This is a genomic window from Bacillus sp. AFS037270 (genome assembly GCF_002585305.1).
On sequence record NZ_NUNF01000100.1, the window covers coordinates 1 to 15,893 of the forward strand.

At 39.1% G+C, this 15,893-nt stretch carries 15 protein-coding genes and 3 pseudogenes; 5 read left to right on the top strand and 13 right to left on the bottom strand.

Annotation, left to right across the window (positions count from 1 at the left end; genetic code table 11):
• Positions 1–428 precede the first annotated feature (428 nt).
• A complete protein-coding gene (locus COD92_RS29970) occupies positions 429–908 on the top strand; it encodes a pyridoxamine 5'-phosphate oxidase family protein (protein WP_098532044.1) in 480 nt (159 codons plus the stop codon).
• Between the two features lie 214 nt (positions 909–1,122).
• Here COD92_RS29970 and COD92_RS32560 read toward each other — a convergent pair whose 3' ends face one another.
• The 5 genes and pseudogenes from COD92_RS32560 to COD92_RS29990 form a co-directional block, all read right to left on the bottom strand.
• Positions 1,123–1,422, bottom strand: a complete 300-nt coding sequence (locus tag COD92_RS32560; RefSeq protein ID WP_218011303.1) for a hypothetical protein — start codon at positions 1,420–1,422, stop codon at positions 1,123–1,125.
• Positions 1,423–1,497: 75 nt separating this feature from the next.
• On the bottom strand, positions 1,498–1,794 hold the full coding sequence (locus COD92_RS29980) for a hypothetical protein (RefSeq protein ID WP_098532045.1): 297 nt from the start codon (positions 1,792–1,794) through the stop codon (positions 1,498–1,500).
• Between the two features lie 46 nt (positions 1,795–1,840).
• Positions 1,841–2,704 carry a YncE family protein gene (locus COD92_RS33145; RefSeq protein ID WP_255286754.1) on the bottom strand — a complete coding sequence of 288 codons (864 nt, stop codon included), beginning with the start codon at positions 2,702–2,704 and terminating at the stop codon, positions 1,841–1,843.
• On the bottom strand, positions 2,640–3,224 hold the full coding sequence (locus tag COD92_RS33150; protein ID WP_176541322.1) for a YncE family protein: 585 nt from the start codon (positions 3,222–3,224) through the stop codon (positions 2,640–2,642). Before COD92_RS33150 ends, COD92_RS33145 begins: the two co-directional genes overlap by 65 nt.
• 303 nt (positions 3,225–3,527) lie before the next feature.
• Positions 3,528–4,006, bottom strand: a pseudogene (locus COD92_RS29990) (alcohol dehydrogenase catalytic domain-containing protein); the annotation flags it as partial.
• Between the two features lie 457 nt (positions 4,007–4,463).
• Here COD92_RS29990 and COD92_RS29995 point away from each other — a divergent pair.
• Positions 4,464–5,501: an LLM class flavin-dependent oxidoreductase gene (locus COD92_RS29995; protein ID WP_098532055.1), complete on the top strand. Its 1,038-nt coding sequence runs from the start codon at positions 4,464–4,466 to the stop codon at positions 5,499–5,501.
• Between the two features lie 355 nt (positions 5,502–5,856).
• Here the strand turns inward: COD92_RS29995 and COD92_RS30000 are convergent, their stop codons facing one another.
• The 5 genes and pseudogenes from COD92_RS30000 to COD92_RS30020 form a co-directional block, all read right to left on the bottom strand.
• Positions 5,857–7,149: a M20 family metallo-hydrolase gene (locus tag COD92_RS30000; RefSeq protein ID WP_098532046.1), complete on the bottom strand. Its 1,293-nt coding sequence runs from the start codon at positions 7,147–7,149 to the stop codon at positions 5,857–5,859.
• Between the two features lie 121 nt (positions 7,150–7,270).
• Positions 7,271–8,467 carry a M20 metallopeptidase family protein gene (locus COD92_RS30005; protein ID WP_098532047.1) on the bottom strand — a complete coding sequence of 399 codons (1,197 nt, stop codon included), beginning with the start codon at positions 8,465–8,467 and terminating at the stop codon, positions 7,271–7,273.
• Between the two features lie 11 nt (positions 8,468–8,478).
• Positions 8,479–8,682 (bottom strand): annotated as a pseudogene (locus COD92_RS30010) (polar amino acid ABC transporter ATP-binding protein); the annotation flags it as partial.
• Positions 8,683–9,038: 356 nt separating this feature from the next.
• Positions 9,039–10,013, bottom strand: a complete 975-nt coding sequence (locus COD92_RS30015) for an aldo/keto reductase family protein (RefSeq protein WP_098532048.1) — start codon at positions 10,011–10,013, stop codon at positions 9,039–9,041.
• 85 nt (positions 10,014–10,098) lie between these two features.
• Complete coding sequence (locus COD92_RS30020) at positions 10,099–11,115, bottom strand: aldo/keto reductase (protein WP_098532049.1); 1,017 nt, start codon at positions 11,113–11,115, stop codon at positions 10,099–10,101.
• 362 nt (positions 11,116–11,477) lie between these two features.
• On the opposite strand from COD92_RS30020, the gene COD92_RS33155 reads away from it, so the two are divergent.
• Positions 11,478–11,600, top strand: coding sequence for a hypothetical protein (locus tag COD92_RS33155; RefSeq protein ID WP_255286755.1), 123 nt, complete (start codon positions 11,478–11,480; stop codon positions 11,598–11,600).
• 36 nt (positions 11,601–11,636) lie between these two features.
• Positions 11,637–11,972, top strand: a complete 336-nt coding sequence (locus tag COD92_RS30025; RefSeq protein WP_098532050.1) for an alpha/beta hydrolase family protein — start codon at positions 11,637–11,639, stop codon at positions 11,970–11,972.
• Here COD92_RS30025 and COD92_RS30030 read toward each other — a convergent pair.
• From COD92_RS30030 to COD92_RS33670, 3 genes and pseudogenes are all read right to left on the bottom strand, one after another.
• Positions 11,953–12,180: a hypothetical protein gene (locus COD92_RS30030; RefSeq protein ID WP_098532051.1), complete on the bottom strand. Its 228-nt coding sequence runs from the start codon at positions 12,178–12,180 to the stop codon at positions 11,953–11,955. The genes COD92_RS30025 and COD92_RS30030 overlap by 20 nt on opposite strands.
• Positions 12,181–12,214: 34 nt before the next feature.
• A complete protein-coding gene (locus COD92_RS30035; protein WP_098996805.1) occupies positions 12,215–13,600 on the bottom strand; it encodes a glycoside-pentoside-hexuronide (GPH):cation symporter in 1,386 nt (461 codons plus the stop codon).
• A 186-nt stretch (positions 13,601–13,786) separates the two neighbouring features.
• Positions 13,787–14,520, bottom strand: a pseudogene (locus COD92_RS33670) (aldo/keto reductase).
• 322 nt (positions 14,521–14,842) lie between these two features.
• Between COD92_RS33670 and COD92_RS30050 the strand changes: the two are divergent.
• Positions 14,843–15,832 carry a glycoside hydrolase family 43 protein gene (locus COD92_RS30050; RefSeq protein WP_098532054.1) on the top strand — a complete coding sequence of 330 codons (990 nt, stop codon included), beginning with the start codon at positions 14,843–14,845 and terminating at the stop codon, positions 15,830–15,832.
• The last annotated feature ends 61 nt before the right edge of the window (positions 15,833–15,893 follow it).

Below are 15,893 nucleotides of genomic sequence, written 5' to 3' on the forward strand. Positions count from 1 at the left end.
GGACAAGAGGAGATAAAAAAATGAGAGCCCTGTTCGAACATGAGGCGCCTTCGGACAAGAGAAGGCCAAAAGATGAAGGCTCTGTCCAAACAAAGGTCGCCTTCGGACAAGAGAAGGCAAAAAGATAAAGTCAGTGTCCGAACAAGGGTCGCCTTCGGACAAGAGAAGGCAAAAAGATAAAGGCAGTGTCCGAACAAAGGTCGCCTTCGGACAAGAGAGGCAAAAAAATGAGAGCCCTGTCCATTCTACACCACTGCAGACAATCCCTCTTTTAACAACTAACGATCATTAATCCTCTGATTCTTCATTTCTGATAAGTTTCATAATAAAAGGAGAGTTTTAAAAGTTAGATTAGTATTTCGCCATACCCGAATAAAAGTTGATGTAAAGGGTAATATACCTCTAATAACTTTATGAGGTGATGGAACATGATAAAACAAGATGAAATGGAAACATTAAGAGAGTTAATCAAAGACATAGACACGGCTATGCTGACTACGTTAACTGAGGAAGGGCTTGTTTCTCGGCCTATGAAAACACAAGAAGTAGAGTTTGATGGTGACTTATGGTTTTTCACTAAAAAAGAGACTAATAAATATGAAGAAATTTTTCATGATCAAGATGTTAATGTGGCTTATGCAGGTAAATCCTATGTTTCCGTCCGTGGACAAGCGGTAATCGTTGAGGATTTAAACAAGAAAAAGGAATTGTGGAGCAAAGCATATGAGAAAATAATGCAAACTTCTTATGATGATCCTAACGTTGTCTTGATAAAGGTAAAAGCGGAAGCAGCCGAATATTGGGAAACCGGTAATTTTACGAAAAAAATTGCCTTTCTCTATAAACGCATGACAGGGCAAAGTTCTAAATCGACAGATGTTAATGAAACGGTAGAGTTGAATAAATAATAGCAAAAATGGGTTGTCTAGTATAGGACAATCCATTTTTGCTACATTGAGTGGATCCATTTGTAAGTATATAAATCTATCATTATCAAAATCGGAATGAGACCAAAAGCATCTATTTTTAAATCAAAATATGGCTATTTGCTATTTATACTGGAAAGGTGCGCTTCATTTTTTATCTTTGGGGCATACAAAACGCAGCTCATTACATGATGATTTAATAAGTATTACTCCCCATTTTTTTATGGAAACCAGGATCTGAAGAGATGTTGCAATCAATCCCTAAATCTAAAGAAAGCTTTCTAGTAAGGACTTGGAATGGTACAACATATTCTAAAGAAGCAAAATACGGATGATTTTTAAAATCAAAAATTAAATTATGAGGATCATTTTCAAGACCTTTATCAGAGGTATTTTTTCTTACAAGTAGTGAACAGCACTCCACATGTGCGGAGTGTATGTGGCAACACATGGGCTGCTGTGGGTCCATCTCTTTTTTTGCTTTATTATTTCCCATCCCATTGTTATGCTACTTTTAAAAGATACTGTGGCATTCCCTAACTACTATTATCAAAAGGCAATAACCTAGGAATTAATTAAGGCTTTCTCTTGTCATACCTATTGCCATCATCACAACAATTTGAATCAAAGTCATCATCACCACAACATGAATTAAAATAGATAGGATTGACTTATTTACCGCATGGGTAATATTTTCCCATAACTTCTGTTGGAACGATGTCACCCACTGGAATTCCCTTTGCTGTATATGGGAAATCTTGAGATACATGATTATTCCTGTAAATAAGTTGAAGAGGTAGTAAAGGAAATTGGCTAGCATCGATCCAACTAAACCCTTTTTCAGTTGTCTCGTAAGCTGAAGAACCATCCCTTTTTTCCATCAATAATTTTTCTCTTATGCAACTTTAACTTGTTTAATGATCCTCCCGTCTATACAACGTGATACACCATCTGCTTCCTGTTGCGATATGTCCAGCTGAATGGATGGTTAAGACATCCGGATAGGGGATATACTTTGAGACTGATGATTGAGGCGGTACTGACACCGTTCCTGTTCCCCCACCGGACTGAAATGAGGAAACAGAAAAGATTAAATTTTCTGTAGTTGAAGCATCATAGACTTCAACGATTCCAACATAATAGTCATTCCTTAAGGCTTTCCAAACCGGTCTTGCCACCGGTTCACAGACGGTTCCAGTCGCAATACCAATAGGATAAGTACCAACGGGTATAGTCGTTGTCACGGTATTTGTGGCTGTATCGATAACGGAAACAAGGCTGTCCAAAGTATGAGTCACATAGGCTTTTGTACCATCCGGTGTAATAGAGATGCCGTTTGGATCGGTTGTGACAGGAATAGTGGCTATCACCTTGTTGGTAGATGTGCTAAACACTGACACGGTGTTACCTCCCCCATTGGTGACATACCCCCGAGTACCGTCTGGCGTAATATCGACTGCATATGGAACCATTCCGACGGGTATGATTGCAACAACCCTATTGGTAGAAGTGTCTATTACGGAAACACTGTTACTTCCATAATTGACAACGTAAGCCCGTGTGCCATCTGGTTTAAATGCTATATCATCTGGATAGGCTCCTACTGTTATTGTCGCTGTCACTGTATTGGTGGCTGTATCAATCACAGAGACCGTACCACTATTAAAATTTGTAACATAGACCCGTGCACCATTTGGTAATACAGCTACTCCTTCAGGCCAGGCTTCCACACGCTGTATTAATAACAGAGACCGTATCACTCCCCGCATTTGTGACATAGGCCCGTGTGCCATCCGGTGAAATAGCTACCTGATATGGGAGGTATCCAACGTATACACCTGCTACAACCGTGTTTGTTGCTGTATCAATGACGATAACATTGTTGCCTATTCGATCGACAACATATGCTCTTGTCCCATCTGGTGTCACTGCTGTCCCAAAAGGGCCTGCCCCGACAGGAACAGTGGCCGTCACTGTATTCGTAGACGCATCAATCACTGACACATTGTTATCGCCGTTATTGGCAACATAGGCATAAGTCTTACAACCTGGCAATGTTGGCGGGATTGTTCCGCAAATTTGAATTTCAGACAAAATAGAAAAACCAACAATCTCTTCACAGTTGATATATACAGGTCTGTTATTGGTTGTTATGCCTTTGACACACTCCTTTTTTACTGAGTCCAGTATAAGAATAATATCTCTGGTCTTTAATAAAACTCTTAAAATAGTTCCTTTACTTAGTCTTTTTAGTCTTTTACATATGTAGGATTCATGATTTTCTATTAAATCGCTCATAAAATCCCTCCAATTATATTAGTATTTATGATAGTCTATGAAATCTTTTTTTAGTTGTTTAATATAGTTGCCTAGAATAAAGGAAATGGGCGATATAAAAATAGTAAAGAAATGATGATAGTTGCTTAACGGCTAATGTTGTTAACAACAGACTCGCTCTCTGTTAAAGCCCCACTACAATTCATGATTTGATTATTTGTTCATTCAAGAATGGAAATTTTAATAGACTTATTTTAACTTAATTAAGAGTAAGTCTATTATTTGATGGTTACTCAATCTGGTCGGCATGTACAAGCATTCCCACAATCGTAACCTTCTTCCAGGACCGACATACCAGTGTTTCATAGGAGAGTACGTAGTGATGCCTGCACACAATAATGGGCTTGCCACAGCCAAATCCATGCCATCATGATTACGAACAACAAATTTGTCCTTTACAACGATTTTTTGGCTATATCCACCGTATGTTAGATCACTGTCGTAGCCTTTTGAATTAAATACCAAGACAACACCTATCTTACAAAATTGCTCTTCGCCTCTAAGGCAGAATTCACATTCTCCGCAGGAGTCACAAAGCAACCCACACCAACACGGTCACCAACAGCGAATTTTGTAACTTCTGAACCTACAGCTGTCACAACTCCTGCAATTTCATGATCAGGAACCATTGAGAACACACCGCTTCCAAAATCATTGTGTGCATTGTGAGTATCAGAGTGGCAAATTCCACAATACTTAATATCTATTAATACATCATCTGGGCGTAATTTTCTTCGATCAATTGTTGTCTTTTCAAATGGTGCTTTTGCACTCGGTTATAGCTGAAAAACTCTAAAATCCCCTTCTTATTTCATGAAACGAAATCATACCATTACCTCTAGCAAGCTGGAAATCTAGCGAATATTCGTATCAATTCAATGGGGATTGTTGAAATGTGTGGATATAGAATTGGATTGCTTCTTTCTCACTTCAAGCAAAGATAAAGACAAAATCCTTTGGTCTCTTCTTCAATGAGTAAATGCGAAATTTATGAAAACCTAAAACATTGTTTTCTATCATTTCTGCAACCTTCATATCGTAAACTATCTAGGTAAAGATTTTTCACTAACATGGATAACGCCTCGATATTGTTTTAATTTAATTATTTAATTCCCTTTTCAAAAGATTGAATAATATTAAGTAAAAGATATTACACCGTTTGTGGAGGAGAGGAATTTGAAGGTTGCTAGTCCTATTGGTATGGAAATTGGCATTTATTCGTTAGCGGATCTATACCCAGATCCACTAACAGGGAAAACGCTCAGCGTAAAGCAGCGAATCGAAGAAATAATTGAAGCTGCAAAAATGGCGGATGAGGCAGGGCTTGATGTATTTGGCGTGGGAGAACATCATCGTTTAGATTATGCAGTGTCCTCACCGCCAGTCGTCTTATCAGCTATTTCACAAGTCACAAAGCGAATTAAACTAACAAGTGCTACGACCGTATTAACTACCGTAGACCCTGTTCGCTTATTCGAAGACTTTGCAACATTGGATCTTTTATCAAATGGGCGGGCTGAAATTATTGCGGGACGAGGGGCTTTTTTAGACTCCTTTCCACTGTTCGGATACGATATAAATGATTACGATCAATTGTTTGAGGAGCACATTGAGCTTTTTCAAAAGCTAAATGAGAAGGAATTGGTTTCCTGGAATGGTCGTTATCGTCCTCCATTAAAGGATTCAGAAATTGCACCGCGCCCTATTCAACAAAAGATTCCAATATGGGTAGGTGTTGGAGGGACACTCAAAAGTGCAGAACGAGCTGGTAGATTAGGTACTGGATTAGCATTAGTGATTCTTGGCGGAGATCCAAGCTTATACAAGCCATTTATTGACCGTTACCGAGAATCCGCTTCTAAAAATGGCCATGCTTTGGAAAATTTGAAGGTTGCAGTTACCGGACACGCTTATATTTCAAATACGAATCAGCAGGCAATAGAAGAAGTTTACCCGTATCATTCCAATTATTGGCACTATCTTAATCGTCAGCATGGGGTAAATAAAACTTTATCGAGAGCAGAATTTGAACGGATGTGTAGAAAAGAAACAGCCCTTTTTGTGGGAAGCTCACAGCAAATTATTGAAAAGATCATGCGCCAATACGAGTTGTTTGGTCACCAGCGGTTTATGGCACAAATAGATTTCGGTGGTATGCCCTTTAAAAAGATTGCCGAGAACATAGAGCGATTGGCAACAGAAGTAGCGCCTGTTATACGAAAAGAAACTAGCAAATGAATATAACAAAAAAAATAAAATGGCGTGGATTGTTTCAAGATACTGATGAATTCCATCCTTTAACTTTCTAACCAAAAAGGATAAGGCTTTTATAATTGGCTGTGTTAAACTTGGATGTTGATTTCCGCTGCAGTCGCTCGCTTTCCGCTCCAATCAACATCGTTTCAAAATCAACAATAACCTTTAACACAGCCTTATGATTAAAAAGACAGCCAGAGTTGCAGCTTGGCTGTCTTTTTAATAGAAAATTTGTTTCCGATGGTCGAGGTCGAACCTCTACTTCCGAAGGAAACCAACACAGTGTTTTTACTTAAGCTAAAATGGATTATAGAACCTCTCTAGGTAAGTGAATCATTTATAAAAGCTTTAACGTTGTCCTGTATAGTACCTCGCACCCAAGGGCCACATCTTCAAAAGAACTCCACTCATCTGGATGGTGACTGATGCCACTCTGGCTCCTCACAAAAATCATTCCAATATCTGTGAGTTCCCCCAACACCATCGCATCATGTGCAGCCCCGCTTGGTAATTCATAAACAGGATACTGTAATTCTTGCAGAGAACCTTTTACTGCTTCCATCACTATTAGTGAACTCATCACAGAAGATAGGGATTGAACCGGCCTAATGTCACACCCTACACCACGGTTTGACGCAATGGTCCGAATGGAATCATAGATTTGAGTAACCGTCTTTTCACGCTGTTCATTAGATATATCCCGAACATCAAGTGTAAAATCCACTTGCCCAGGAATGACATTACCACTTCCAGGTTTTACTTCCAATTTTCCTACTGTCGCAACACTTCCGCTATTGCCCTGCGCTATTTTTTCAACGGCTAGTATACATTCTGCTGCAGCTGTTAAAGCATCTTTTCTCTCTTTCATCCAGGTTGTTCCTGCATGCCCCGCTTCACCCGTGATGGATACTTCCGCCCATTCTCCACCAGAGATCCCCGTAACGAGTCCAACAGCTAAATCTTCATTTTCTAACACTTTTCCCTGCTCAATATGTACTTCAATATAAGCCTTTACGTCATTTTTACCTAACTGAGCTTTTTCTAAAAGGTCTGGATTAATTTGATTAAAATATTCCCCTTCTAGACTGGCCTGCTTCATGGCCTCCAGATAGGAGATTCCATCTTGATCTGTTGCTGAAGCTAAATTTTCCTTTAATTTTTCCGAGCCTTCTGTCCCAACCAAAGCGGTACTACCTACAAAAGCATAATCAAAACGAGCCCCTTCCTCATCTGTTAAGGATACAACTTTTATCGTTCTTTCAGGTTGAATTCCCTTTTCTTTCAATGTACAAAGCACCTCAACACCCATTAGAACACCCATGGCGCCATCGAAACGCCCGCCAGAATTTACTGTATCAAGGTGAGAACCAATAAGAATGGCAGGTAATTCGGGATTTTTACCGATTATTTGCCCAAAGATATTCCCAGCTGCGTCCATATAAGGGGATAAATCAGCTTGTTCCAGTAGTTTCAGAAAGAATTTTCGTGCTTCGATATCATTTTGATCAAATGATGTTCGAGTGACCCCGCCATTGTCTCCTTCTCCTATTTTCCCAAATGCCATTATTTGGTTCCAAAGACGGTTTCCATTTATCGTTACATTTGAACTCTCCATGAAATTTGCTTCCATAGGATAATTCTCCCTTCATTTGAATGTCCAGTATAGAGAAAATCCTGCTGTTTCCTTCCGAAAAAAAGCAGGATTCCTTCTGTTTATGTTTTTATTGGTGACGACCGCCAAAGTGTAAGGTTTATCTCTCCAATAATTTAAGCACGGATTGAACCATTAATTTAACACCAATTTTAATGGCATCTTCATCTACCATAAATTTGGGGTGATGCCACCCATATTTAATCCCTTTTTCTTGATTCCCTGAACCAAGCCACACATAGCAGCCAGGTACTTCTTTTTGGTAAAAAGAAAAGTCCTCACCACCCATGGTTGGTTCTGCTCGTATCGTATTTTCTTTCCCAACTATAGTCTCAGCTGCTGACTGAACAATTTCTGCCACCTGGGCATCATTATAGACAGCAGGCAGCAGAAACTCATACTGAATCTCTACTTCCCCACCATGTGCTGCCACGGTATTTGTAACAAGTTGTGTAAATACTTCATATATTTTCTTTCTCACTTGTTCGTTGGAAGTTCTGACCGTTCCTTTTAGAATGGCCTTATCCGGAATAACATTATTAGTCATCCCTGCTTGGAAGGAACCAATCGTGACAACTGCAGATTCCTTAGATGAAATCGTACGGCTGACTAATGTTTGCAGCTGACTCACAACTGCACTGCCAATGACGATCGGATCAATGGTTTTCTCTGGAAGCGCAGCATGTCCGCCTTTACCTTTAATGGTTACGGTAAAATCATCTACACTTGCCATTAAAAATCCTTCCTTCACCCCTATCTGACCAACTGGAAGTTCGGGAACATTATGAAGCCCGATAATGGAACTTACCCCTTCCAATAATCCTTGCTGGATCATAGATTCTGCTCCACCTTCAAATTCTTCAGCTGGCTGGAAAAAGATCCGAACATTTCCAGGAACTAGATCCTTCATTTCTTCTAAAATAATCGCTGCCCCAAGTGCAATCGTTGTATGAACATCATGGCCGCACATATGACTTACACCATCTATTTTTGAACGAAATGGAACATCTGCTTCTTCTTGAATGGGGAGAGCATCAATATCGGCTCGTATGGCAACCGTTGGTCCCTGTTCGATTCCCTTTACTTCTGCAGCGGTCCCAGTAGCTAAGCTCAGTGGTATTGGTTGAATCCCAAATTCATGTAACCATCTGTTTATTTTTTCGGTTGTTTTAAATTCTTTATTACTAATTTCAGGATACATATGAAGATTTCTTCTTATTTCAACTAATTTAGGAAACCATTGTTCTACTTTATCATGAATAATTGAAGTTATTTCTAGCTTTGAATCTTTCAACATGAGGGCTCCTCCTATCTAATATGCCCAAAAAATTCCTTCGTCCGATCATGCGTTGGATTTACAAAAATCTCTTCAGGAATTCCTTGTTCAATAATATTTCCGCCATCCATAAAGATAACACGATCTGCTACTTCTTTTGCGAAACCCATTTCATGAGTAACGACGATTATGGTCATACCTTCCTTTGCCAGCTGCTTCATAACCGTGAGTACTTCCACTTCTAAAATGATTAAATCTGGGTGACTTTCTTCATGATGTTATTCCTCCATATCCCACTTTATCTCTTTACTAGTTTATCACAGTGGAGTGTTTTATTTATGTAATTCATTGTAATTTTATACATAAAAAAATTACAATACCTTCTCGATATGTCCGATTAATAAAATTCTTTCAATTATTTTGAATATAATATGCACTTCCTTCAAAGCGATCGCTAAACAAATGAGGGCCTCTTGCGAAGGGATGCAAGAGGCCTGTCACTATCTCATATAAGAGGAGTATTACTAGGTTCTTTTTTTACTTTTCAATACCCGAAATAAGTAGCAAACGTAATGCACTCTTTTCCAACATGTTACCAGATTGGTACGAACCCATTTATTTCTGTCAAAACAGATTCTATCTCTTCAAGAATGGTTTCGGGAATTTTGAAGCCAGATGCTGTTGCATTTTCCTCCACTTGTTCAGGACGGCTAGCTCCAATAATCGCAGAACTTACTCCAGGCTGCCTTAATACCCAGGCAAGTGCTAATTGCGACAATTTGATTCCCAGACCCTGTGCAATATTTTCAAGTTTTTGCACGCTTGTTAAGACATCATCATTTAAGTAACTATTAATCCATCTATTTGTTTCCATATTGGCAGCACGGCTGGTTGATGGGATGTCTTGTCCAGGTTTGTATTTTCCAGTCAAAATCCCTTGTGCCAACGGAGAAAATACTACTTGCCCCATTCCATGTTTCTCACTGACAGGCAAAACCTCTTTTTCTATATATCTGACAAGCATATTGTAAATTGGCTGATTGGATATGATCGGCCTTATATTCTTTTCTTTTGCAATATGAGCTGCATCTGTTATTTGTTGTGCTGACCATTCACTCACACCCGCATATAGGATTTTACCTTGTAAGGTTAAATCATCTAATGCTCTAAGAGTTTCTTCTACCGGTGTTTCAGAATCATAGCGATGACATTGATATAAGTCAATATAATCTACCCCAAGACGTTTCAAACTTGCCTCGCATTGTTCGATAATATGTTTTCTCGAAAGTCCCCTGTCATTTGGGCCGTCTCCCATTGGAAAATAAACTTTTGTTGCTAACACATAACTGGAGCGTTGGTATTCCTTTAACGCTTGGCCTAAAACTACCTCTGCTGCTCCCCGGTTGTAGGCATTGGCTGTATCAAAGAAGTTAATGCCTAACTCATATGCTTTATGAATACAAGCAATTGACTTCTCTTTTTCTACAGCTGTTCCATATGTCAGCCAGCTGCCTAACCCAATTTCACTGACCATTAAACCTGAGTTTCCCAGTTTACGATATTCCATCCCATCATCCCCCTGCTTTATTTGAATTAGAAATGAGTGAATACTATTTTTTGAGACATTTCTTCCGGGTAAAAGCCAATTGACTTTATTCTCTCCCTCTATTTCGTTGGTTTATAGCGTCCTGGTTATATGGATAAGTCACATATAAATCACTTGCTCTGTTTAATCGGTCGATTTGTTCCTTCGTTAATGACCAACCCGCTGCACCAAGGTTTGCTTCCAGTTGTTCCATCGTTCGGGCACCAATGATTGGAGCTGTTACACCTGGTTGATTTAATAGCCAATTAATTGCCGCTTGGGCAGGCGTTTTTTCAGCTTCTTTCGCCACAGCATATAAAGTCTCTAGCACTTGCCATGTAAATTCATTATTATAATTGCTCCAAGACTCCCCCCAGCCTTCTTTTTCCGCTAAAGCCACACGGGTATTCTCAGGAGGGGTCACCATATCCTTGGTATATTTCCCGCTGAGCCATCCTCCGCGCAACGGGCTCCAAGGAATGACACCCAATCCTTCATTTATACAAACATCTAGTAGTTCCCATTCTGTTGCCCTGCATAGAAGATTATATTGCGGCTGCAGGCATACAAATGCTTCCCAGCCATTGCGGCGGCTGATGTCAATCGCCTTTTGCAATTGCCAACCTTTAAAGTTACTTGCTCCAATATAGCGGACTAGTCCTTCACGAACCAAATCATTTAATGTGCTTAATGTTTCTTCCAAAGGTGTACGGGGATCCCAACCGTGAACCTGATAGAGATCGATATAATCGGTGCCAAGACGGTGTAGGCTTTCTTTGACACCGTTCATTATATGTTTTCGGCTTAGACCAATATCATTTGGACCCTCTCCCATGGGAAACCGGACTTTTGTGGCAATGACAACGTCATCCCTTTTTTGCCCTTGCAGCCATTTGCCAACGATTTCCTCCGAAACGCCTCTGGTATATACATCGGCTGTGTCAATGAAATTGCCACCTTCTGCAACGAAACGGTCTAAGATTTTGAAGCTGTCTTGTTCACTTGTTTCACGGCCAAACGTCATCGTACCCAAACAAAGCTCACTAACTCTTAAACCCGTTTTTCCTAAATAGCGAAATTCCATTTAGTTTCACTCCTTATTTTTTATGTATGAACAATGATTTTTTTGCTGATTAAAATGAAAATAAACGTTAGGGGCAGGAACTAGTAACCTCCCTGAATTGATCGGGCTGCCAGTTTAATAGTTTTTTAGCTTTTTCATCAAATCCTTCCTTTATAGTTTGTTGGTTAAATAAACTAAACGCTTACATAAATATTATAATTATCTTTTAAAAAATATGAAAATAAATTTAACCGCAAATTTTGATAATTACTTTTTTATAGTTGGTTTACCGAATAAAGTAAGTCTGGTAAAATTTAATAGAAATAGGAAAGCGTTTTCTTCAACAGGACTATGCGAAACATTTATGAAAATGGAGGTATAGAATGGGCCAAACAAATAAATTTGCACTCCGAATGGCCCGCATCATGGAGTCGAATAATCTTATGTTACTTACTATTAATCTGGAAATGGCAATTAAGAATTTGAAAGAAAATACAGCCGTATAAAATGCAACGCAAAAAATTAATAGAGGTGATTTAGCTGTGGCATATCCAGAAATTAAGAAAATCAATTACAATCCGTCTTTGAAAGGCTTGGCAGCGATCTATCCAGATATTGTCTATTCACTTGCCCAACCGACCGGCACGAAGATGACCATTATTTCCCCGCAGATTCCTGAAGACTCTCAGGAAAAATACCCATGTATCGTATTCGTGCAAGGCAGTGGCTGGACTTATCCAAATATTTATTATCAAATTCCACAGCTCTCCCAGCTTGCTGCAAAAGGCTTTTGTGTTGCAACCATTACTCACCGTAACAGTTTGGAAGGAAACCAATGGCCTGCATGTTTCGAGGATGTCAAAACGGCGATCCGATAAATTCTTCATACCCACTTCTTTCCATATTCTCAAAAGATTGAGCCTCTAATTTATTAAACCTTTCTGCTAACCAATAAGCAGTTAAGTAAAGTGTTAATTGTTTTTTTGCTATGTCCTCAGGCATTTCATTTTCAACATGATGAGAAGATACAACTGTGTAGGCAAATTTTTCAGCATCAATCGTCAGTTTCTTAAGCTCTTTATCCATGGTCAACTCTCCTTCATATTTATAAGTCCGCTAGCTACCTGTCTCTCATTTCTAAAGCTTTAATCACTTCAGCATATCTCTTTTCATCCAGTTCATAGAGATTAATTACTAATAAGGATACGGCTAATAATATAGCAGGGATGACTGCTGTTGTAATTAATATCCCTGTTAAAGCATGCGGTGTTTGAGAATGACCGGCCACATATCCAAATTGTTGAAGAACCAATCCCGGTACAATTCCACCCAACGCCATTCCGAATTTAAAGAAGAAACCAATCATGGCATATATTAATCCCCCCAAACGCTTACCAGTTTTGTAATCACCATACTCAATTGTTTCAGGAATAAGCGCCCACATAAACCCACCGGCAACGAGGCTGCCTACTGCAGCTAATAATCGCGCAATTAAAATGAGAGAAATCGCTTTAGTCGGAATGACTAGTAATGCCAGAGTTGCAGCGATCGTTATCGTTAATGATACTCTCATTAAATTCTTTTTCCCCAATTTTTTATTCAGAACAGGGAGAAACGGCATGAGGATTAATGCAGGCAGACTGCCTAACAATCCGTACCATTTCACCAAATCAGGACGTCCTACATTATAGGTAACATAATAAATCCCAACTGAATTACTAATGGAATTAATGCCAAAGATGAGAATAAAAAAGACACATAGAACAACAAATGGACGATTTACTTTAAATTGTTCAAAGATGTCTGCAAACTTAATATTGCCGTGGACTACTTTTATTTTTACACGTTCCTTTGTGTTTTTAAAACAGAAAAGTAATAATAGGGCACCGGCAACACCCATAATGGTCATTGTGATTTGCCAGCCTATTTTTGTTGAATCGGCTGTCCTGCCAATTGCACCCGCTAATTGTGGAACACCGAACGAAACGATTACACCGCCAAGATTCGCAAAAAACATCCGTACAGAAGTTAAATCAACAACTTCCTTACTATCCCGTGTAATAGCGGATGTAAGTGCACCATACGGTACGTTAATACAAGTATAAGTTATCGATAAGCCAATATAGGTAATATAGGCATAAATGAGTTTAACTCCACCTGAAAATTGAGGAGTTGTAAAACAAAGTATGGCTAATAACGCAAATGGAAACGCACCAAATAATAGGTAGGGTCTAAATTTACCGAACCTTGAATTGGTTTTATCAACAAGCGTACCGATAAATGGATCACTGATCGCATCGATTCCCCGAACAATTAAAAACATTGTCCCTGCTGCAGCTGCGGAAATGCCGAACACATCCGTATAAAAGAACAGAAGATAGGTCGAAACAGTTTGGTAAATTAAATTACATGCAAGGTCACCGGAAGCATATCCAATTTTCTCTTTAAAGTAAATTTTCTTGCTTGGATTATTGCTGTTATAGACTTCCTTTTCCTTCAGTGCCATCTTCCCCATTCCTTGTTGTAGAATCAAATTTTCCTAAAGTAACATGATCGTAAAATTCTGCTTATCACAATCGATAGTTTGAACCAGTTCATTAGATTTTATTTTATTGACCTTTATTGCTGTAAATAAAAAAACTGTCTGATTTTAAGCCAGACAGTTTTTTTACTATATTTTGTAATAGAGTTTTTAATAAGGTCCTCTAATAAAATTTTTTACTTTCTCATGATAAAAATTCTGAAGTTTTCGCATTTCTTCTTCTGAGAAGGGTTTTGTATCCAATACGGCAAGATTTTGCTGAACTTGATTTACATTCTTAAAACCAGGAATAATACATGTGATTTCTTTACAGTCCAGAATCCAGCGAAGTGCGGCACTGGCCATAGACGGTCTGCCTTCTGCCATCCACTTTAACTGATCAGCTAATTCTACACCCTTTTGGAATCCTAATCCGGCAAACGTTTCCCCTACATTAAATGCCTCTCCATGTTCATTAAAGCGGCGATGGTCGTCCTCTTCAAAGACATGAACCGGTGAGAATTTTCCTGTCAACAGTCCGCTTGCAAGCGGTAATCTTACAAGAAGGCCAACACCTTTCTTATTTGTTTAAATTATCCAAATGTGAAGAGTCTGCAAATTATTTTTAATATTTTTCGCCAGAAGCCATTAGAACAATTAATACTAGAGGCCTATCAAATCTGATCTTCCTTCCCCTTAGTCGCCTTGGCCAATAACTCTTCGCTGTGACCGTCGCCATATACATCGGACGTATCAAAGAGATTCACACCCTGCTCCATCGCGAACTTCAATGATTTCAGAGCTTCCTCATCGCTTGTCTTCCCCCATGCACCTCCAATGGCCCATGTTCCAAAGCTTACCTCACTAATTTTTATCCCTGTATTTCCTAATTCACGATAATTCATGTCAACATCTCCCTTTTCATTTCCTTTTAACCCCAAATGATAATATGTAATCACCAGGCAATTCCAAGAGATTTTGTCTTTCGGACTCCTGCTCAAATGGTTTAATACAGCCCTACTTTTAACAAATCAATGTTAACCAATTTATACGAAAGAACGGCCAATTGTCAGTTTTACCAAGGTTTCCCTAATCAGAACTATTTTGTATCTTGGGATACATGCAACTGTTCATACCCGGACATGATAATTTTGATGATTATGATGTTTGGGAGCATAGGTCTTTTCTATGAGCAATTAAAATACGAAATTCAGAGGAGAATAGAACATGGAAAAAATCGTAAAACCAAATGAACCTTTAGTTGAACATATTTATACTGCCGATCCTTCTGCACATGTATTTGAAGGGAAACTTTATATTTATCCTTCCCATGACATTGATCATGATGGACCTACAAATGATAATGGTGATCAATATGCGATGGAAGATTATCATATTTTGTCGATAGAGAATTTCAATTCTCCTTGTATAGACAATGGCGAAGCACTTCACGTTCGAGATGTACCTTGGGCTAGTAAACAGATGTGGGCACCAGATGCTGCTTTTAAAAATAACAAGTATTATTTATTTTTCCCAGCAAGAGATAAAGACGGTATCTTTCGAATTGGTGTTGCAACTAGCTCGAATCCTGCCGGCCCTTTCAAAGCAGAAGAAAATTACATTCCAGGAAGTTTTAGTATTGATCCCGCCGTTTTTGTGAATGACGACAACCGAGCATTTGTGTATTTTCGCGGACTTTGGGGTGGACAATTAGAAAAATGGCAGACAGGTACATTTATTCCTGATGCGGAGGGGCCTGATCCGTCAAAACCGGCGTTAGGACCAATGGCAGCAGAATTAATGGAAGACATGCTTAGCTTTAAGGACAAACCGCAAGAAATATCGATTGTAGACGAGGATGGCAAGCCAATTCTTGCCGGCAATGAGGAAAGAAGATATTTTGAGGGCCCGTGGGTACATCAATACAATGGGAAATATTATCTATCTTACTCTACTGGAACGACCCATTGCATTGTTTATGGAATCAGCGAAAATCCTCTAGGTCCGTACGTTTTCAAAGGGAAAATCCTTACCCCTGTCATCGGCTGGACCACCCATCATTCGATTGTTCAATTTGAGGATAAATGGTATTTATTTTACCATGACTGCTCCCTGTCCGACGGGATTGACCACAAACGCTGTGTTAAATATACCGAACTAAAATACAATGAAGACGGAACGATTCAAACCATCGATCCTTACCCAAACAGTGCCTAGTAAAGTCGATAAATGCTTAAAAAAAGACCTTGAAAAGGCTTATTGAACTGTAACCCATAAA

Bases quoted from the DNA above. Each gene is read 5' to 3' on its own strand.
- COD92_RS30035 (WP_098996805.1), bottom strand. From the start codon at position 13,600: ATGGCACTGAAGGAAAAGGAAGTCTATAACAGCAATAATCCAAGCAAG.
- COD92_RS29995 (WP_098532055.1), top strand. From the start codon at position 4,464: ATGGAAATTGGCATTTATTCGTTAGCGGATCTATACCCAGATCCACTA.
- COD92_RS32560 (WP_218011303.1), bottom strand. From the start codon at position 1,422: ATGGGAAATAATAAAGCAAAAAAAGAGATGGACCCACAGCAGCCCATG.
- COD92_RS33145 (WP_255286754.1), bottom strand. From the start codon at position 2,704: ATGTCACAAATGCGGGGAGTGATACGGTCTCTGTTATTAATACAGCGT.
- COD92_RS33150 (WP_176541322.1), bottom strand. From the start codon at position 3,224: ATGAGCGATTTAATAGAAAATCATGAATCCTACATATGTAAAAGACTA.
- COD92_RS30000 (WP_098532046.1), bottom strand. From the start codon at position 7,149: ATGGAAGCAAATTTCATGGAGAGTTCAAATGTAACGATAAATGGAAAC.
- COD92_RS29980 (WP_098532045.1), bottom strand. From the start codon at position 1,794: ATGGTTCTTCAGCTTACGAGACAACTGAAAAAGGGTTTAGTTGGATCG.
- COD92_RS29970 (WP_098532044.1), top strand. From the start codon at position 429: ATGATAAAACAAGATGAAATGGAAACATTAAGAGAGTTAATCAAAGAC.
- COD92_RS30020 (WP_098532049.1), bottom strand. From the start codon at position 11,115: ATGGAATTTCGCTATTTAGGAAAAACGGGTTTAAGAGTTAGTGAGCTT.
- COD92_RS30005 (WP_098532047.1), bottom strand. From the start codon at position 8,467: ATGTTGAAAGATTCAAAGCTAGAAATAACTTCAATTATTCATGATAAA.
- COD92_RS30030 (WP_098532051.1), bottom strand. From the start codon at position 12,180: ATGGATAAAGAGCTTAAGAAACTGACGATTGATGCTGAAAAATTTGCC.
- COD92_RS30050 (WP_098532054.1), top strand. From the start codon at position 14,843: ATGGAAAAAATCGTAAAACCAAATGAACCTTTAGTTGAACATATTTAT.
- COD92_RS33155 (WP_255286755.1), top strand. From the start codon at position 11,478: ATGGGCCAAACAAATAAATTTGCACTCCGAATGGCCCGCATCATGGAG.
- COD92_RS30015 (WP_098532048.1), bottom strand. From the start codon at position 10,013: ATGGAATATCGTAAACTGGGAAACTCAGGTTTAATGGTCAGTGAAATT.